Annotated in this window: 11 protein-coding genes and 1 pseudogene; all 12 read left to right on the top strand. The window is 67.7% G+C overall.

Annotated features, from left to right (window positions below):
• Positions 1-145: 145 nt before the first annotated feature.
• The 12 genes and pseudogenes from glf to AWC14_RS27270 all read left to right on the top strand — a co-directional run bounded on the left by glf (position 146) and on the right by AWC14_RS27270 (position 20,027).
• Positions 146-1,342: a UDP-galactopyranose mutase gene (glf, locus tag AWC14_RS27325; RefSeq protein WP_057003309.1), complete on the top strand. Its 1,197-nt coding sequence runs from the start codon at positions 146-148 to the stop codon at positions 1,340-1,342.
• Positions 1,335-3,218 carry a glycosyltransferase gene (locus AWC14_RS27320; protein ID WP_045382146.1) on the top strand — a complete coding sequence of 628 codons (1,884 nt, stop codon included), beginning with the start codon at positions 1,335-1,337 and terminating at the stop codon, positions 3,216-3,218. The genes glf and AWC14_RS27320 overlap by 8 nt, the downstream gene beginning before the upstream one ends.
• Positions 3,211-3,732, top strand: coding sequence for a phosphatase PAP2 family protein (locus AWC14_RS27315; protein ID WP_057003310.1), 522 nt, complete (start codon positions 3,211-3,213; stop codon positions 3,730-3,732). Before AWC14_RS27320 ends, AWC14_RS27315 begins: the two co-directional genes overlap by 8 nt.
• Positions 3,729-4,643: a decaprenyl-phosphate phosphoribosyltransferase gene (locus AWC14_RS27310; protein WP_045382152.1), complete on the top strand. Its 915-nt coding sequence runs from the start codon at positions 3,729-3,731 to the stop codon at positions 4,641-4,643. Before AWC14_RS27315 ends, AWC14_RS27310 begins: the two co-directional genes overlap by 4 nt.
• Positions 4,618-6,609 carry a terminal beta-(1->2)-arabinofuranosyltransferase gene (gene aftB / locus AWC14_RS27305; RefSeq protein ID WP_193393829.1) on the top strand — a complete coding sequence of 664 codons (1,992 nt, stop codon included), beginning with the start codon at positions 4,618-4,620 and terminating at the stop codon, positions 6,607-6,609. Before AWC14_RS27310 ends, aftB begins: the two co-directional genes overlap by 26 nt.
• A gap of 368 nt (positions 6,610-6,977) precedes the next feature.
• Positions 6,978-7,973 (top strand): annotated as a pseudogene (locus AWC14_RS27300) (esterase family protein); the annotation flags it as partial.
• 325 nt (positions 7,974-8,298) lie between these two features.
• Positions 8,299-9,180 carry an alpha/beta hydrolase-fold protein gene (locus AWC14_RS27295; RefSeq protein ID WP_045382155.1) on the top strand — a complete coding sequence of 294 codons (882 nt, stop codon included), beginning with the start codon at positions 8,299-8,301 and terminating at the stop codon, positions 9,178-9,180.
• Between the two features lie 77 nt (positions 9,181-9,257).
• Positions 9,258-10,280, top strand: coding sequence for a carboxylesterase Culp6 (gene culp6 / locus AWC14_RS27290; RefSeq protein ID WP_045382158.1), 1,023 nt, complete (start codon positions 9,258-9,260; stop codon positions 10,278-10,280).
• 273 nt (positions 10,281-10,553) lie between these two features.
• A complete protein-coding gene (gene fadD32 / locus AWC14_RS27285; protein ID WP_045382161.1) occupies positions 10,554-12,446 on the top strand; it encodes a long-chain-fatty-acid--AMP ligase FadD32 in 1,893 nt (630 codons plus the stop codon).
• On the top strand, positions 12,446-17,743 hold the full coding sequence (gene pks13 / locus AWC14_RS27280; protein ID WP_057003311.1) for a polyketide synthase Pks13: 5,298 nt from the start codon (positions 12,446-12,448) through the stop codon (positions 17,741-17,743). The genes fadD32 and pks13 overlap by 1 nt, the downstream gene beginning before the upstream one ends.
• Positions 17,740-19,293 carry an acyl-CoA carboxylase subunit beta gene (locus tag AWC14_RS27275; RefSeq protein ID WP_045375202.1) on the top strand — a complete coding sequence of 518 codons (1,554 nt, stop codon included), beginning with the start codon at positions 17,740-17,742 and terminating at the stop codon, positions 19,291-19,293. The genes pks13 and AWC14_RS27275 overlap by 4 nt, the downstream gene beginning before the upstream one ends.
• A gap of 107 nt (positions 19,294-19,400) precedes the next feature.
• Positions 19,401-20,027, top strand: a complete 627-nt coding sequence (locus AWC14_RS27270; RefSeq protein WP_045375205.1) for a TetR/AcrR family transcriptional regulator — start codon at positions 19,401-19,403, stop codon at positions 20,025-20,027.
• Positions 20,028-20,031: the final 4 nt, after the last annotated feature.

Raw genomic sequence — 20,031 nt, 5'->3', positions numbered from 1 at the left:
TCGCGACCTTCGTCACTGGCGGCCTATCGACTGCCGCGCCGTGCATTGCATATGCGGCCGCGCGGCATCATGTCCAACTTGGGTGGCCCTCCGCCGGAGCCGCCGAGCAGGTTGTGGCCGCGCGGTCGGATACCCTAGGCAACCGATGACCGCTCGTTTCGACCTTTTCGTCGTCGGCTCCGGATTTTTCGGCCTGACGATCGCTGAGCGCGTGGCCAGCCAGCTCGACAAGCGCGTGCTGGTGGTCGAGAAGCGCCCGCACATCGGCGGCAACGCCTACTCCGAGCCGGAGCCACAGACCGGCATCGAGGTGCACAAATACGGGGCGCACCTGTTCCACACATCCAACAAGCGGGTGTGGGACTACGTGCGGCAGTTCACCGAGTTCACCGGCTACCAGCATCGGGTGTTCGCGCTGCACGACGGGCAGGCCTACCCGATGCCGATGGGGCTGGGCATGGTCTCGCAGTTCTTCGGCCGCTACTTCAGCCCGGACGAGGCGCGCGCGCTGATCGCCGAGCAGTCCGCCGAGATCAAAACCGAGGACGCGCAAAACCTCGAGGAGAAGGCCATCTCGCTGATCGGCCGGCCGCTCTACGAGGCGTTCATCAAGAACTACACCGCCAAGCAGTGGCAGACCGACCCCAAGGAGCTGCCGGCGTCCACCATCACCCGCTTGCCGGTGCGCTACACCTTCGACAACCGCTACTTCAACGACACCTACGAGGGCCTCCCGGTCGACGGCTACACCGCGTGGCTGAAAAACATGGCCGCCGACGAGCGCATCGAGGTCCGCCTCGACACCGACTGGTTCGACGTGCGCGACGAACTCCGTACTGCGCACCCCGACGCACCGGTGGTCTACACCGGCCCGCTGGATCGCTACTTCGACTACGCCGAGGGCCGCCTGGGTTGGCGCACACTGGATTTCGAGGTCGAGGTGTTGCCGACGGGCGACTTCCAGGGCACCCCGGTGATGAACTACAACGATCCGGACCCGGCTTACACCCGCATCCACGAGTTCCGCCACTTCCACCCCGAGCGCGACTACCCGACCGACAAGACCGTGATCATGCGCGAGTACTCGCGGTTCGCCGAGAACGACGACGAGCCCTACTACCCGATCAACACCGAAGCCGACCGCGCTCTGCTGGCCGCCTATCGGGCCCGTGCGAAAGCCGAAACCGAGTCCTCGAAGGTGTTGTTCGGCGGCCGGCTGGGCACTTACCAATATCTGGACATGCACATGGCCATCGCCAGCGCACTGAACATGTACGACAACGTGCTCGCGCCGCACCTGCGCGAGGGCGTGCCGTTGACGAAAGCATCCGCGGATGAGTGAAACCGCCGTGAGCCTGCTGGCCCGCGTGATCCTGCCCCGCCCGGGCGAGCCGCTCGACGTCCGCAAGCTCTACGTAGAGGAGTCGACGACCAACGCCCGGCGCGCGCATGCGACTACCCGCACGTCGCTGCAGATCGGCGCCGAATCCGAGGTGTCGTTCGCGACCTATTTCAACGCGTTCCCGGCCAGCTACTGGCGGCGCTGGACGACGCTGACCTCGGTCGTGTTGCGCGCCGAATTGACCGGCGCCGGCCGCGTCGACGTCTACCGGACCAAGGCCACCGGCGCTCGCATCTACATCGACGGCCGCAACTTCGCCGGCAGCGCACAGGTCGTCGAATTAGAGGTGGGGCTGCAGCCTTTCGAAGACGGCGGGTGGATCTGGTTCGACATCATCACCGACAGCGACGTCACGCTGCACAGCGCCGGCTGGTATGCACCGGTGCCGGCGCCGGGCGTCGCCAACATCGCGGTCGGCATCCCGACCTTCAACCGGCCCAGGGACTGCGTCAACGCGTTGCGCGACCTGACCTCGGATCCGTTGGTAGACGAGGTGATCGGTGCGGTGATCGTGCCCGACCAGGGCACCGCCAAGGTGCGCGACCACCCGGACTTCGCCGAGGCCGCCGCCCCGCTGGGTGACCGGCTGTCGATTCACGATCAACCCAACCTGGGCGGTTCGGGCGGATACAGCCGGGTGATGTACGAGGCGCTGAAAAACACTGACTGCCAGCAGATCCTGTTCATGGACGACGACATCCGGATCGAGCCGGACTCAATTCTGCGGGTGCTGGCGCTGCATCGTTTCGCCAAGACGCCGATGCTGGTCGGCGGTCAGATGCTCAACCTGCAGGAGCCGTCGCACCTGCACATCATGGGCGAGGTGGTGGACCGGACGATATTCATGTGGACCGCCGCGCCGCATGCCGAATACGACCACGACTTCGCCAAATTCCCGTTGAGCGACAACAACCCTCGCAGCAATCTGCTGCACCGTCGCATCGACGTCGACTTCAACGGCTGGTGGACCTGCATGATCCCGCGGCAGGTGGCCGAGGAACTGGGCCAGCCGCTGCCGCTGTTCATCAAGTGGGACGACGCCGACTACGGGTTGCGCGCCGCCGAGCGCGGCTACCCGACCGCGACACTGCCCGGCGCCGCGATCTGGCACATGGCCTGGAGCGACAAGGACGACGCCATCGACTGGCAGGCCTACTTCCACCTGCGCAACCGATTGGTGGTGGCCGCCATGCACTGGGACGGCGACGTGATGGGCCTACTCCGCAGCCACCTCAAGGCGACACTGAAACACCTTGCCTGCCTTGAGTATTCAACCGTCGCGATTCAGAACAAGGCCATCGACGACTTCCTCGCCGGCCCGGAGCACATCTTCTCGATCCTGGAATCCGCGTTGCCCGAGGTGCACCGGATCCGCAAGCAGTACCCCGACGCAATCGTGTTATCGGGGGCCGACGAGTTGCCGGCGCCCTCGCAGCGCAACCGGGAGATGAAGCCGCCGGTCAATCCGCTGGCCATCGGCTACCGCCTGGCCCGCGGGATTCTGCACAACGCGACCAAGGCCGATCCGGCGCATCATCAACGGCCCCAACTGAATGTGCCCACCCAGGACGCCCGCTGGTTCAAGCTGTGCACGCTCGACGGCGCCACCGTCACCACCGCCGACGGGCGCGGGGTGGTGTACCGGCAGCGTGACCGGTCCAAGATGTTCTCGCTGCTGTGGCAGTCGCTGCGCCGCCAGCGTCAGCTGGCCAGCCGGTTCGACGAGATGCGCCGGATCTACCGCGAGGCGTTGCCGACGCTGTCCAGCAAGCAGAAGTGGGAGAGCGTGCTCCTGCCGGCAGAAGTCCATGGCTGAAATTGCCGCGCCGCGTGGCGAACTGCGCGCGTTGGTGGCGATTCAGTCGGCGCTGGCCGGTAGGCCCGGGATGCTGGCGTCGGCGCGGGGCTTGTCGTATTTCGGTGAACACAGCCTCGGCTGGCTGGCGGTCTCGGCCGTCGGCGCGCTGCTGCAGCCGCAGCGGTGGCGGGCATGGCTTGTGGTTGGCGCCGGTGCGTTCACCGCACACGCTGCGGCTGTGCTGATCAAGCGGCTGGTGCGGCGCGAGCGTCCCCGCCACCCGGCCGTGGCGGTGCACGTCGGCACACCGAGCCGGCTGAGCTTCCCGTCGGCGCACGCCACCTCCACCACCGCGGCGGCCGTGCTGCTGTCCCGGGCCACCGGCTCGCGGCTGCCCGCCCTGCTGGTGCCGCCGATGGCGTTGTCGCGGATGCTGCTGGGCGTGCACTATCCCAGTGACGTCGCCGTCGGCGTCGGTGTCGGCGCGGCGGTAGCAGCTATCGCGGCGCGGGTGGAGGCAGTGGGCCGATGAGTGAAGAGGTGGTGCCGGTGACCGGACCTCCGGCGAACCTGATCGTCGGCATCGTCAAGGCGATCCGTCCCCGGCAATGGGTGAAAAACATTCTGGTGCTGGCGGCTCCGTTGGCTGCGTGGGGCACCGACGTCCGGTACGACTACGCCGACGTGCTGGGCAAGGAGGCCGTCGCGTTCGTGGTGTTCTGCCTGGCCGCCTCCTCGATTTATCTGATCAACGACGTCCGCGACGTCGAGGCCGACCGGGAACACCCCACCAAGCGGTTCCGGCCGATCGCCGCCGGCGTGGTGCCCGAATGGCTGGCCTACGTCATCGCTGCGGTGCTCGGGGTGGCTTCGTTGGTCATCTCCTGGTGGCTGACCCCGAATCTGGCGGTGGTGATCGCTGTCTACCTCGCCATGCAATTGGCGTACTGCTTCGGTCTCAAACACCAAGCGGTGATCGACATCTGCATACTGTCGTCGGCGTATCTGATCCGTGCCATCGGCGGGGGTGCGGCCGCCGATATCTATCTGTCGCAATGGTTTTTGCTCGGAATAGCTTTCGCGTCGCTGTTCATGGGGGCCGGAAAGCGCTACGCCGAGCTCCAGGTGGCCGAGCGCACCGGCGCCAAGATCCGTAAATCGCTGGAGAGCTATACCAGCACCTATCTGCGGTTCGTCTGGACCATGTCGGCCACTGCTGTGGTGGTGTGTTACGGACTGTGGGCGTTCGAGCGCGACCGCTACACGGGCACCTGGTTTGCAGTCTCGATGATCCCGTTCACGATCGCGATCCTGCGGTACGCGGTCGACGTCGACGGCGGTCTGGCCGGCGAGCCGGAAGACATCGCGCTGCGGGACCGGGTGCTGCAGTTGTTGTTCGTGGCCTGGATCGGAACCATTGGTGCTGCGGTTATCCTCGGCTAGCCCGGCCGTCGTCCCGTCCCGTCGGCCCGCGCCGGTACCGGTGCCACGGCCGGCATTTCCGTACGACGCCACCGTGCGGATCAGCCTGTGGGTCGGCGCCGCGGTGATTGCGGTCTTGTTCGGCTGGGGTGCCTGGCAGCGGCGCTGGATCGCCGACGACGGCCTGATCGTGTTGCGCACGGTGCGAAACCTGTTGGCCGGCAACGGACCGGTGTTCAATGCAGGCGAGCGGGTGGAGGCCAACACCTCGGTGGTGTGGACCTACCTGGTCTACGTGGCCAGCTGGCTGGCCGGGCCGATGCGCCTGGAGTATGTGGCGCTGGTGCTGGCGCTGGTGCTCAGTGTGGCGGGCGTGGTGCTGCTGATGCTGGGCACCGGACGGCTGTATGCACCCAGCCTGCTGGGACGACGCGCGATCATGCTGCCGGCCGGTGCGCTGGTCTACATCGCGGTGCCGCCGGCGCGCGACTTCGCGACCTCGGGCCTTGAAAGTGGTTTGGTGCTGGCCTATCTCGGGTTGCTGTGGTGGATGATGGTCTGCTGGTCGCAGGCATTGCGGTCGCGTCCGTCCGGCCGGTTGTTCACCGGTGCGCTGGCGTTTGTCGCGGGCTGCAGTGTGCTCGTCCGCCCCGAGCTGGCGCTGATTGGCGGGCTGGCTCTGATCATGATGCTGGTCGCCGCGCGGGGCTGGCGCCCGCGGGTGCTGATCGTGGTGGCCGGGGGGCTGCTGCCGGTCGGTTACGAGATTTTCCGAATGGGCTACTACGGGTTGCTGTTTCCCGGCACCGCGCTGGCCAAGGACGCTGCCGGCGACAAGTGGCCGCAGGGCCTGCTGTATCTGTCGAACTTCAACCGGCCCTATGCCATGTGGGTGCCGATCGTGTTGCTGCTGGCGCTGGGACTGGTCCTGATGACCACCCGCGCCCGGCCGTGGTGGATACGGCACACGCCGCCGCCCGGCTACGGGCGGTGGGCCCGCACGGTCCAAAGCCCCGCAGCGGTGGTGGCTTTCATCCTGCTCAGCGGACTGCTGCAGGGGCTGTACTGGACCCGGCAGGGCGGCGACTTCATGCACGGCAGGGTCTTGCTGGTGCCGCTGTTTTGTCTGCTGGCGCCGGCGGCCGTGGTGCCCGTGGTGTTTCCCGACGGCACGAGATTCTCCCGGGAGACCGGCTATTGGCTGGCGGGCGCGGTTGCCGCGTTGTGGCTGGCGGTGGCGGGTTGGTCACTGTGGGCGGCGAACTCGCCCGGCATGGGCGACGATGCCACCCGGGTCACCTATTCGGGGATCGTCGACGAGCGCCGGTTCTACGCGCAGGCGACCGGGCACGCTCATCCACTGACCGCCGCCGATTACCTGGACTACCCGCGGATGCGCGCGGTGCTGGTGGCGCTCAACAACACCCCGGAGGGGTCGCTGTTGCTGCCGTCGGGCAACTACAACCAGTGGGACCTGGTTCCGGTGATCCCGCCGAAGGAGCCGCCGGATCCCGGCAAGCCCCGAAAGGGGCCGCACGCAGTGTTTTTCACCAACCTCGGCATGCTGGGCATGAACGTCGGCCTGGACATCCGGGTGCTCGACCAAATCGGGCTGGCAAATCCGTTGGCCGCGCATACGGCGCGTCTGCAGCACGGCCGCATCGGACATGACAAGAACCTGTTTCCGGACTGGGTGATCGCCGACGGTCCCTGGGTGAAGTGGTATCCGGGCGTTCCGGGCTACCTCGACGCCAAGTGGGTCGCTCAAGCGGTGGCGGCGCTGCAATGCCCGGCGACCCAGGCGGTGCTGAACTCGGTGCGCAGCCCGATGACACCGCACCGGTTCGTCTCGAACCTGCTGCATTCCTATGAATTCACCAAGTACCGCATCGACCGGGTTCCGCTTTACGAGCTGATCCGGTGCGGCCTGGACATCCCCGAATCCAGTGGCACGCCCTACACCGGATTGCCGGCCTCCGGGCCGTAACACCTGGGCCGCGTGGACGTCCGGCGAATAAATCGACGGAAAATTTTCCCCGCGGAACGCGACGCGGCCGCGCGGGGACAGCGCGCTGCGACAGCAACACGCAACCAGACTGGTTACCGGCGAGAAATCGGGTGTGAGCACATTCTCGGCGCGGCGTGCACGGCCGTGATCGCGGCCGCCCACAGCGAACCGCCGAACGCTTCAACGGGAGTCTCGATGAGAGGGATCGCACCAAGATGTGGTTGACTACACGGGCACTGGTGCGCCCAGCCCGGGGACGATGCAAGCCGCAACGGAGCCGGGCACGTGGACGCAGCGCACGCAGTCCGACCCGAAAGATTGGGCCAACAAAGGATGGGAAAGCACGGATGAAGCTTGTTGACAGGTTTCGTGGCGCGGCGAAGGGGATGCCGCGCCGCCTCGCGTTAGGGGCAGCCGCAGCGGCCCTGGTGCCGGGGCTGGTCGGCGTCGTCGGGGGTTCGGCGACCGCCGGGGCATTCTCCCGGCCAGGTCTGCCGGTCGAATACCTGCAGGTGCCGTCGGCGGCGATGGGCCGTGAGATCAAGGTGCAGTTCCAGAGCGGTGGCGCCAACTCACCGGCGATCTACATGCTCGACGGCCTGCGCGCCCAGGACGACTTCAACGGCTGGGACATCAACACCCCCGCCTTCGAGTGGTACTACCAGTCCGGTCTGTCGATGGTCATGCCGGTCGGCGGCCAGTCCAGCTGGTACACCGACTGGTACAAGCCCGCCTGCGGCAAGGCCGGCTGCCAGACCTACAAATGGGAGACCTTCCTGACCAGCGAGCTCCCGCAATACCTGCAGGCCAACAAGCAGGTCAAGCCCAACGGCGGCGCCGCGGTGGGCCTGTCCATGGCGGGTGCGTCGGCCCTGAACCTGGCGAACTACCACCCGGACCAGTTCATCTACGCCGGCGCGATGTCCGGCCTGATGGACCCCTCGCAGGGGATGGGTCCGTCGCTGATCAACCTGGCGATGGGCGACGCCGGCGGCTACAAGGCCGCCGACATGTGGGGCCCCAAGGAGGACCCGGCCTGGCAGCGTAACGACCCGCTGCTGAACGTCGGCAAGACCGTCGCCAACAACACCCGCCTCTGGATGTACTGCGGCAACGGCAAGCCGTCGGAGCTTGGTGGCGACAACCTGCCGGCGAAGTTCCTCGAGGGCTTCGTGCGGACCAGCAACATCAAGTACCAGGACGCCTACAATGCGGCCGGCGGTCACAACGCGGTGTTCAACTTCCCGGACACCGGCACGCACAGCTGGGAGTACTGGGGTCAGCAGTTGAACGCGATGAAGCCTGACCTGCAGCGGACGCTGGGCGCCACGCCCGGCGGCGGTGGCGGCGAGACTGCCCAAAGCAGCCCGGCCGCTCCGGCCAACCCGGCCAGCCAGACCACGCCGGCCACCCAGGGTAGCCAGGGCACCCCGGTCAGCCAGGGCGCCCCGGCGGCTCCGGCCGCTCCGGCCAGCCCGGGCAGCCAGGGCACCCCGGCAGCCGCGCAGGGCGGCGGCCACTAGGCCCTAAGCAAGACGACTAACGGCGGCGACCTTCGACGGGTCGCCGCCGTTAGTCGTTTCCACCCATTCCGTCGCGTCCGGTGTGGTTCACTACGTTCCGGGACGGGGTGCGGGGGATGGCGAATCGATACCTAGTGAGGTGGACATGAGGGGCGTGTCGTTGCTGCTGCGGGTGCTGAGCGCTGCCGTGCTGGCAGTCGGGTTGGGTCCTGTCAGCGCGCACGCCCGCGCCGCGAACTACGAGACCCTGATGGTGCCCTCGGCGGCAATGGGCCGCGACATCCCGGTGGCCTTCCTGGCCGGCGGCCCGCACGCGGTATACCTCCTCGACCCGTTCGACGCAGGCCCGGATGTCAGCAACTGGGTCACCGCGGGCAACGCGATGAACACACTCGCCGGTAAGGGCATCTCGGTGGCCGCGCCCGCCGGCGGCGCCTTCAGCATGTACACCAACTGGGAGCAGGACGGCAGCAAGCAGTGGGAGACGTTCCTGTCCAGTGAGCTGCCCGACTGGCTGGCCGCCAACAAAGGCCTGGCGCCCGGTGGCCACGCCGTCGTCGGCGCTTCGCAAGGCGGCTACGGGGCGATGGCGCTGGCCTGCTTCCACCCCGACCGGTTCGGCTTCGCCGGTTCGCTGTCGGGCTTCCTGTACCCGTCCAACACCACCGAGAACGGCGCCATCACCGCCGGCATGGCGCAGTTCGGCGGCGTCGACACCCAAGGCATGTGGGGCGCAGCGCAATTGGGCCGGTGGAAGTGGCACGACCCGTACGTACACGCCGGCTTGCTGGCGGCCAACAACACCCGGGTCTGGGTGGTCAACCCCACCGGCGGCGCCAGCGACCCGGCGGCGATGATCGGCCAAGAGGCCGAGGCAACCGGAAGCGGCCACTTCTTCTACCAGCAGTACCGCAACGTCGGCGGCCACAACGGGCACTTCGAGTTCCCCGGCGGCGACAACGGCTGGGGGTCCTGGGGCCCGGAGCTGGGTGCGATGTCCGGCGACATCGTCGGCGCCATCCGCTAGCCATCGCCCGCGGGCCACGGTGCCGGGAACCGGTACCGTAATGCAGGGTGCAATGACGGACTCTGCTGGCGGGAGACATGGCTGTGAAGAAGGGCGCTAAAGCGCGGCGCAGGCGCCACCGCATCCTGGCGTTGATCGCCGCCGGCGCGACGGCGCTTGTGGTGGCGCTGGTTCTGGTGTTCGTGGTGCTCTACCTGCGCCAGCCGGAGACGCCGCCGAGCGCGGTACCGCCCAGCATCGTGCCGCCGACCAGCAGTTCGGCCCGCCCGCATAAGCCGCGTCCGGCGTTCCAGGACGCCAGTTGTCCCGACGTGCAACTGATCTCGGTGCCCGGCACGTGGGAGTCGTCGCTGCAGGACAACCCGCTCAACCCGGTGGAGTTTCCAAAGGCGTTGCTACTCAACGTCACCCGGCCGATCAGTCAGCAATTCGACGCCAGCCGGGTCGAGGTGTACACGGTCCCCTACACGGCGCAATTCCACAATCCGCTGTCCGGCGACAACCAGATGTCCTACAACCAGAGCCGTAAGGAGGGCACCCAGGCCGCGGTCAAAGTGATCACCGACATGAACACCAAGTGCCCGCTGACCAGCTACGTGCTGATCGGTTTCTCGCAGGGCGCGGTGATCGCCGGTGACATCGCCAGCGACATCGGCAACGGCCGCGGGCCTGTCGACGAGGACCTGGTGCTCGGTGTGACGTTGATCGCCGACGGCCGCCGCCAGGAAGGGGTGGGCCAGGACATCGGCCCCAACCCGCCGGGCCAGGGCGCCGAGATCACCCTGCACGAGGTGCCCGTGCTCTCGACCATGGGTTTGACCATGACCGGCAAGCGGCCCGGCGGATTCGGCGACCTCAACAACCGGACCAACGAGATCTGCGGCCAGGGTGACCTGATCTGCGCCGCGCCCCAGGAAGCGTTCAGCATCACCAACCTGCCCACCACGCTGGACACCCTCGCCGGCGGCGCCGGCCAACCCGTGCACGCGCTGTATGCGACCACCCAGTTCTGGAGCCTGGACGGGCAGTCGGCCACGGAGTGGACCCTCAATTGGGCCCGAGGTCTGATCGAAAACGCGCCGCATCCCAAGCACGGGTAACGGTTCCGTCAAGCCGCCCGTGGTGATTTGGTCCGCGGCGCACCGGCCCTTAACATTAAGAAAAAAATAAGAACGGCTGTGGTCGGCCCGCCCGGGTCGATGCAGTGCCGGGTGTCGCGCGCGCTTCTGTACCATCTGTGAGGTTTAGGGTTCGCGACAAACGGCGCAGGCGAAAGATCCCGGCGTGCCGCCGACCGACCCGAGTCGGGCGCAGCCGTCGGCTGGGCCCTAGAGATTTAAACCCGAGACATGTGGTGACAGGAGACAGTGGCAATGGCGTACCACAACCCGTTCGTCGTGAACGGAAAGATCAGGTTCCCGGAAAACGCTAACCTGGTCCGTCACGTCGAGCGGTGGGCGGCGGTGCGCGGCGACAAGCTCGCCTACCGGTTCCTGGACTTCTCGACCGAGCGCGACGGCATCGCACGCGACATTTCCTGGGCCGAGTTCGGCGCCCGCAACCGCGCGATCGGCGCCCGTCTGCAGCAGGTCACCCAGCCGGGCGACCGGGTCGCCATCCTCTGCCCGCAAAACCTCGACTACCTGACCGGGTTTTTCGGCATCCTCTACTCCGGGCGGATTGCGGTGCCGTTGTTCGACCCGAGCGAGCCTGGCCACGTCGGCCGCCTGCACGCGGTGCTCGACGATTGCGGTCCGACGGCGATCCTGACCACCACCGACGCCGCCGAGGGGGTCCGCAAGTTCTTCCGCAGCCGGCCCGCCAAGGAGCGGCCGCGCGTCATCGCCGTCGACGCGGTGCCCAACGAGGTTGCTGGCACGTGGGAAATGCCCGTCGAAACCCCCGACACGATCGCCTACCTGCAATACACCTCCGGCTCTACCCGCACGCCGACCGGTGTGGAGATCACCGCGCTGAACCTGGCCCACAACGTGGTTCAGGTGCTGAACGCCTTCGAGGGCAAGGAAGGCGACCGCGGGGTCACCTGGCTGCCGTTCTTCCACGACATGGGCCTGATCGCGATCATGCTGTCGCCGGTGCTCGGCTACCACAACACGTTCATGACGCCGGCGGCGTTTGTGCGCCGGCCGATCCGCTGGATCCGGGAGATGGCGCGCAAACCCGGTGAAACCGGTGAGGTCTACTCGGTGGCGCCGAACTTCGCCTACGAGCACGCTGCGGTGCGCGGTGTGCCCAAGGACGACGAGGAGCCGCTGGACCTGTCGAATGTCAAGGCGCTGCTCAACGGCAGCGAGCCGGTGTCGGTGGCGTCGATGCGCAAATTCCACGACTCGTTCCGTCCGTTCGGCTTGCGCGACACCGTGATGAAGCCCTGCTACGGGCTGGCCGAGGCGACGCTGTTCGTCTCGATCACCCCGATGTCCGAGGGGCCGACGGTGATCCACGTCGACCGCGACGCGCTGAACAACCACCGGTTCGTCGAGGTGGAGCCGGAGGCGCCCAACGCGGTGACCCAGGTGTCCGCCGGTCTGATCGGTGTCGACGAGTGGGCGGTGATCGTCGACGTCGAGTCGGCCTCCGAACTGCCCGACGGGCAGATCGGCGAGATCTGGCTGCACGGCACGAACATGGGGATGGGCTACTGGAACCGCGAAGAGGAAACGCAGGAGACCTTTAAGAACATCCTCAAGTCGCGGACCAGCCCGTCGCACGCCGAGGGCGCGCCCGACGACGGGCTGTGGGTGCGCACCGGCGACTACGGCACCTATTACAAGGGCCACCTCTACATCACCGGCCGGGTCAAGGACCTCGTCATCATCGACGGCCGCAACCACTACCCGCAGGACCTGGAGTACTCGGCGCAGGAGGCCAGCCGCGCGCTGCGCACCGGATACGTGGCCGCGTTCTCGGTCCCGGCCAACCAGCTGCCCCGCGAGGTGTTCGACAACCCGCACGCCGGGCTGAAGTACGACCCCGACGACACCTCCGAACAGCTGGTGATCGTCGCCGAGCGGGCGCCCGGCGCGCACAAGCTGGACTACCAGCCCATCGCCGACGACATCCGGGCAGCCATCGCCGTCCGGCACGGCGTCACCGTGCGTGACGTACTGCTGGTACAGGCCGGCTCGGTGCCGCGCACCTCCAGCGGCAAGATCGGCCGCCGCGCCTGCCGCACCGCCTACCTCGACGGCAGCCTGCGCAGCGGCACCGCTTCCCCCAACGCCTTCCCCGACCAGGTGGACTGATGACTGAGACGGACACTGCCACTGAGTCCCTCAAGCCTGCCCGCACCGACATGACCGTCGCCGAGGTGCGGCAGTGGCTGCGCGAGTGGGTCGCCAAGGCAACGGGTCGCTCGCCCGACGCGGTCGACGAGGCCACCCCCCTGGTGGAGCTGGGCCTGTCGTCGCGCGACGCCGTCGCGATGGCTGCCGATATCGAGGACCGCACCGGCGTGACGGTGTCGATCGCCGCGGCCTTCGAGCACCCGACGATCGAATCGCTGGCCACCTGGATCGTCGAGGGCGACCCCGAAGAAGACGCTGCCGGCGCCGACGACATCGACTGGACGCGGAGCGGGCCGGTCGAACGGGTCGACATCGCCGTGGTGGGCCTGGCCACCCGCTTCCCCGGCGACATGAACACACCGGAGGAGACCTGGCAGGCGCTGCTCGAGGGCCGCGACGGGATCACCGACCTTCCCGAGGGCCGCTGGTCGGAGTTCATGGAGGAGCCGCGAATCGCCGAGCGGGTCAACAAGGCCCGCACCCGCGGTGGCTACCTCAAAGACATCAAGGGCTTCGACTCGGAGTTCTTCGCGCTGAGCAAGACCGAGGCCGACAACATCGATCCGCAGCAGCGGATGGCGCTCGAGCTGACCTGGGAGGCGCTCGAGCATGCCCGCATCCCGGCATCGAGCCTGCGCGGCGAGGCGGTCGGCGTCTTCATCGGCACCTCGGTGGCCGACTACAGCTTCCTGGCGATGTCGGACCCGACCGTCGCCCACCCTTACGCGATTACCGGGACCGCGAGTTCGATTGTCGCCAACCGGGTTTCGTACTTCTACGACTTCCACGGCCCGTCGGTGGCGGTTGACACCGCCTGCTCGAGCTCGCTGGTCGCCACCCACCAGGCGGTGCAGGCGTTGCGCAGCGGCGAGTGCGACGTGGCGATCGCCGGTGGCGTCAACGCGCTGATCACCCCAGTGGTGACCCTCGGGTTCGACGAGATCGGCCAGGTGCTGGCGCCGGACGGCCGGATCAAGTCGTTCTCCTCCGACGCCGACGGCTACACCCGCTCCGAGGGCGGCGGCATGCTGGTTCTCAAGCGGGTCGACGATGCCCGCCGCGACGGCGACCAGATCCTGGCCGTGATCGCCGGCAGCGCCGTCAACCACGACGGCCGCTCCAACGGCCTGATCGCCCCCAACCCGGACGCGCAGGCCGACGTGCTGCGCCGCGCCTACAAGGACGCCGGCATCAACCCGCGCCTCGTCGACTACATCGAGGCGCACGGCACCGGCACCGTGCTGGGCGACCCGATCGAGGCGCAGGCGCTGGGCCGCGTCGTCGGCCGCGGCCGGCCCGCGGACAAACCGGCGCTGCTGGGCGCGATCAAGACCAACATCGGGCACCTGGAATCAGCCGCCGGCGCGGCCAGCCTGGCCAAGATGGTGCTGGCCCTGCAGCACGACAAGTTGCCGCCGTCGATCAACTACGCCGGGCCCAACCCGTACATCGACTTCGACGCGGCGCACCTGAAAGTGCTTGACACCGTTGCCGATTGGCCGCGCTACAGCGGTTACGCGGTGGCCGGGGTGTCCAGCTTCGGGTTCGGCGGCGCCAACGCGCACATGGTGCTGCGCGAGGTGCTGCCGCGCGACGTCGTCGAGCGCGAGATCGAACCGGAACCGGAGCCCGAGACGGCGGCGACCGCCGACGAGCAGGTCGGCGTGCGGTTCGACGAGTACGGCGAATTCGTCGCCGACCACGGCGCGGCGGCCGTCGAAGAAGAACTCGAACTGCCCGGCTTGACCGAGGAAGCCAAGCGGCTCAAAGAGATTGCGCTGGAAGAACTCGCGGCATCCGAGCAGCAGGCCCCGCTGGTGCCGCTGGCGGTGTCGGCGTTTTTGACGTCGCGCAAGAAGGCCGCCGCCGCCGAGCTGGCCGACTGGATGGAAAGCCCGGAGGGGCGGGCGTCCTCGCTGGAGTCGATCGGCCGGTCGCTGTCGCGGCGCAACCACGGTCGTTCCCGCGCAGTGGTTTTGGCCCGCGATCACGACGAGGCCATCAAGGGCCTGCGCGCGATCGCCGAGGGCAAGCAGCGGCCCAACGTGTTCTCCGCCGACGGGCCGGTGACCAACGGCCCGGTGTGGGTGCTCGCCGGTTTCGGTGCGCAGCACCGCAAGATGGGTAAGAACCTCTACCTGCGCGATCCGATCTTCGCGGAGTGGATCGACAAGCTCGACGCGCTGATCCAGGACGAGCGCGGCGTCTCGATTCTCGAGATGATCCTCGACGACGCCGTCGACTACACCGGCGACACCGTCGAATACCCCATCGAAGCCGTCCAACTCGTGATCTTCGCAATCCAGATCGCGCTCGGCGAAGTGCTCAAAGCCCACGGCGCCAAGCCGGCCGCGGTGATCGGCCAGTCGCTGGGCGAGCCGGGGGCCGCCTACTTCGCCGGCGGGCTCTCGCTGCGCGATACCGTCCGGATCATCGTCCCGCGCGCCCGGCTGATGGGCGAGGGCGAGGCGATGCTGTTCGGTGAGTTCATCCGGCTCATGGCGCTGGTCGAGTACTCGGCCGACGAGATCAAGACGGTCTTCGCCGACTTCCCCGACCTGGAGGTCTGCGTCTACGCGGCGCCGAACCAGACCGTCATCGGCGGGCCGCCCGAACAGGTGGACGCGATCATCGCGCGCTGCGAGGCCGAGGGCCGCTTCGCCCGCAAGTTCCAGACCAAGGGCGCCAGCCACACCGCGCAGATGGACCCGCTGCTCGGCGAGTTCACCGCGGAATTGCAGGGCATCCACCCGATGCCGCTGGCCTGCGGCTACTTCTCCACCGTGCACGAGGGCAGCTACATCAAGCCCGGCGGTGAGCCGATCCACGACGTGGAGTACTGGAAGAAGGGCCTTCGGCACTCCGTGTACTTCACCCACGGCGTCCGCAACGCCGTCGAGAGTGGGTACACCACATTTTTGGAGCTCGCGCCCAACCCGGTGGCGCTGATGCAGGTGGGCCTGACCACTGCAGCCGCGGGATTGCCTGACGCGCAACTGATTTCGACGCTGGCCCGCAAGGTCGACGAGGTCGACGCGATGACCACCGCGATGGCGCAGCTGTTCGTCCACGGCCACGACCTCGACATCCGCACGCTGTTCAGCCGTGCCGCCCGACCGGAGGACTACGCCAACATCCCTCCGACCCGGTTCCGTCGCAAGGAACACTGGCTCGACGCGCATTTCTCCGGCGACGCCTCGGTGATGATGCCGGGCAACCACGTGGCGTTGCCCGACGGCCGGCACGTGTGGGAGTACGCGCCGCGCGGAGCGACAGACCTGGCCGCTCTGGTGAAAGCCGCTGCGGCTGCGGTTATTCCGGATGCGCAGCTGACGGCGTCCGAGCAGCGGGCGGTGCCCGCCGAGAACGCCCGGTTGGTGATGACGCTGACCCGCCATCCCGGCGGCGCGGCGGTCCAGGTGCATGCGCGCATCGACGAGTCGTTCACGTTGGTCTACGACGCGCTGGTGTCCCGCGGCGGGCAATCCGCGGTGTTGCCGACGGCGGTCGGCGCCGGCGCCGCAGTGGCTGCGCCGGTGACCGTCGCGCCGACCAACGGCGCACCGGCTGCCGACGCCGCCGAAGCCGAACCGGATGCGGAGGTCCTGCACGACAGCCTGACCGCCCGCCAGGCCGGTGATTTGCGCAAGTGGTCGCCGGATTCCGGTGAGACGGTGCACGACCGGTTGGCGACCATCGTGTCGATGGCGATGGGCTACGAGCCAGAGGATCTGCCGTGGGAGGTGCCGCTGATCGAGCTCGGCCTGGATTCGTTGATGGCGGTGCGGATCAAGAACCGCGTCGAGTACGACTTCGACTTGCCGCCGATCCAGTTGCAGGCGGTCCGCGACGCCAACCTCTACAACGTCGAGCAACTGATCCTTTACGCGATCGAGCACCGCGACGAGGTGCAGCAGCTGCACGAGCACCAGAAGACGCAGACGGCCGAGGAGATCGCCAAGGAGCAGGCGGCATTGCTGTCCGGCGCGACGGCGTCCACCGTGACGAAGGCGCCCGATCCGCAGGCTGAGCCGGAAACCCAAGCGGCGCCGCCGGTTTCCGATGTCCCGGTCCCGCCGCCGCCGACCAACCCCGCTGGCCCGTCGGCGCAGCCCAACCTGGCCGGCGCCGCGCAGGCGCTCAACCAGCAGGCGGTCGCCGAGGCACTGGGTTCCGACGTGCCGCCGCGTGATGCCTCGGAGCGGGTCACCTTCGCCACCTGGGCGATCGTCACCGGGAAGTCGCCGGGCGGCATCTTCAACCCGTTGCCCAAGCTCGACGACGACGCGGCCGCCAAGATGGCCCAACGGCTTTCCGAGCGGGCAGAGGGTCCGATCAGCGCCGAGGACGTCAAGTCCGCGCAGACCATCGAGGAGCTGGCCACCACGGTGCGCGAGTACCTGGAGGCCGGCCAGATCGACGGCTTTGTGCGCATCCTTCGGCCCAGGCCCGAAGGTTCCGGCAAGGTCCCGGTGTTCGTGTTCCACGCCGCCGGCGGGTCGACGGTGGTCTACGAGCCGCTGCTCAAACGCCTGCCGGCCGACACCCCGATGTACGGATTCGAACGCGTCGAAGGCACCATTGAGGAGCGAGCCGCGCAGTACGTGCCGAAACTCCTTGAGCTGCAAGGCAATGGGCCCTTCGTGCTGGCCGGATGGTCGCTGGGCGGGGCGCTGGCCTACGCCTGTGCGATCGGGCTCAAGCAGCAGGGCTGCGACGTGCCGTTCGTCGGGCTGATCGACGCGGTGCGCCCGGGCGAGGAGATCCCGCAGACCAAGGAGGAGACCCGCAAACGCTGGGAGCGCTACGCCCGCTTCGCCGAGCGCACCTTCAACGTGCAGATCCCCGAAATCCCGTACGAGCAGCTCGAAGAACTCGACGACGAGGGTCAGGTGCGCTTCGTCCTGGAGGCGGTCAAGGCCAGCGGCGTGCAGATCCCGGGCGGCATCATCGAGCACCAGCGCACGTCGTATCTGGACCAGCGGGCCATCGACACCGCCCAGATCCAGCCCTACGACGGGCATGTCACGCTCTACATGGCCGACCGCTACCACGACGACGCGATCATGTTCGAGCCGCGCTACGCCACCCGCAAGCCCGACGGAGGGTGGGGCGAGTACGTTTCGGACCTCGAGGTGGTGCCGGTCGGTGGTGAACACATCCAGGTCATCGACGAGCCGATCATCGCCAAGGTCGGCGCGCATATGACCCAGGTGCTCAACCGGATCGAAGCTGAGGAGAAGGCACGCAAGTGACCACAAAGACCACCGCCGAGCTGCTGGCCGAACTCCGGGAAAAGCTGGAACTGGCCAAGGAACCCGGCGATCCGAAGTCCATCGCCAGGCGCGACAAGAAGGGCCTCCCGAGCGCCCGCTCCCGCGTGTATGAACTGTTGGATCCGGGTAGCTTCCTCGAGACCGGCGCGCTGGCGCGCACTCCGGGCGATCCCAACGCGCCTTTCAGCGACGGCGTGGTCACCGGCCGCGGGACCATCAACGGCCGGCCGGTCGGGGTGTTCTCCCACGACCAAACCGTGTTTGGCGGCTCGGTCGGTGAGATGTTCGGGCGCAAGGTCGCCGACCTCATGGAGTGGTGCGCGATGGTGGCCTGCCCGATCATCGGCATCAACGACTCCGGCGGCGCCCGCATCCAGGACGCGGTGACCTCGCTGGCGTGGTACGCCGAGCTGGGCCGGCGCCACGAGGCGCTGTCCGGGCTGGTGCCGCAGATTTCCATCATCCTCGGCAAATGTGCTGGGGGAGCGGTGTATTCGCCAATCCAGGACGACCTGTTGGTGGCGGTGCGCGACCAGGGCTACTTCTTTGTCACCGGGCCGGACGTGATCGCCGAAGTCACCGGTGAAGAGGTCAGCCTCGACGAGCTCGGCGGCGCCGACGCCCAGGCCCGCTACGGCAACATCCACCAGGTCGTCGACTCCGAGGCGGCGGCGTTCCAGTACGTGCGCGACTTCCTGTCGTTTTTGCCGTCGAACTGCTTCGACAAGCCGCCGATCATCAACCCCGGCCTGGAGCCGGAGATCACCCCGACCGACCTCGAGCTCGACTCGATCGTGCCGGACTCGGACAACATGGCCTACGACATGCACGAGATCCTGCTGCGGATCTTCGACGACGGTGACTTCCTCGACGTCGCCGCGCAGGCCGGGCCGGCGATCATCACCGGGTTCGCCCGGGTCGACGGGCGCCCGGTGGGGGTGGTCGCCAACCAGCCGATGCACTTGTCGGGCTCGATCGACAACGAGGCCTCCGACAAGGCGGCGCGGTTCATCCGGTTCTGCGACGCATTCGACATCCCGCTGGTGTTCGTCGTCGACACGCCCGGCTTCCTGCCCGGCGCCGAGCAGGAGAAGAACGGCATCATCAAGCGCGGCGGGCGGTTCCTGTATGCGGTGGTGGAAGCCGACGTGCCGAAAGTGACGATCACCGTCCGCAAGTCCTACGGCGGCGCCTACGCCGTGATGGGCTCGCGGCAGCTGACCGCGGACTTCAACTACGCGTGGCCCACCGCGCGCATCGCGGTGATCGGCGCCGAGGGCGCCGCGCAGCTGCTGATGAAGCGGTTCCCCGACCCGCACACGCCCGAGGCACAGGCGATCAAGAAGAGCTTCATCGACAACTACAACCTCAACATGGCAATCCCGTGGATCGCCGCCGAGCGCGGGTTCATCGACGCGGTCATCGAACCGCACGACACCCGGTTGCTGCTGCGCAAGTCGCTGCACCTGCTGCGCGACAAGCAGATCTACCGGCGGGTGGGCCGCAAGCACGGCCTGATCCCGGTCTAGTTTTCACGGCGAGCAGACGCAGAATCGCACGATAGCGGCCCGCATTGTGCGATTCCACGTCTGCTCGGCCTTGAATTCTGAACGATCGTTCGTATAGTCTTTGCGCCATGGATGCCAAGAGCGACGGGCGGCTCGCTCGCGGGGAACGGGCACGATCGACGATTTTGGCGACGGCCGCCGATATCGCGTCGGCGGACGGACTGGAAGGCCTGTCCATCGGCCGACTCGCCAAGGAGTGCGGTACCAGCAAGAGCAACGTTGCGGCGCATTTCGGCTCCAAAGCGCAACTGCAGCTGGCTGCCGTCGGCTACGCCGGCGACGTATTCACCCGGCATGTGATCGCTCCGGCGTTGCGCGCCGGTAGAGGCTTGCCCCGCCTGGTGGCGCTCTACCAGCACTGGATGGACTACTCGCGGCGGCGGGTGTTTTCCGGTGGCTGTTTCTTCGCCGCCGTCACTGCGGAGTATGACGCACGCGACGGACTCATCCGCGACGCGATCCGTGAACACCACACCAGTTGGCTGGGCTTGCAAGAACGCTTGGTGCGGGAAGCGCAGGCAACCGGCGAGCTGCGCGCCGACGTCGACCCGGCCCAGCTTGCCTTTGAACTGGACGCATTCGCGCGCGCCGCGAACTCCGAAGCGGTCCTTTTCGACGACGACAGCGCGTACGACCGTGCCACCGCGGCGATCACGGCCCGCATCGACAGCGTCAAGCACACTGGAAAGGGTTGATTGG

This window comes from Mycobacterium kyorinense, assembly GCF_002101735.1.
GTDB lineage: Bacteria > Actinomycetota > Actinomycetes > Mycobacteriales > Mycobacteriaceae > Mycobacterium > Mycobacterium kyorinense.
Note: the sequence above shows the minus strand (reverse complement) of the source record. Positions and strands in the feature narration are given on the sequence as shown.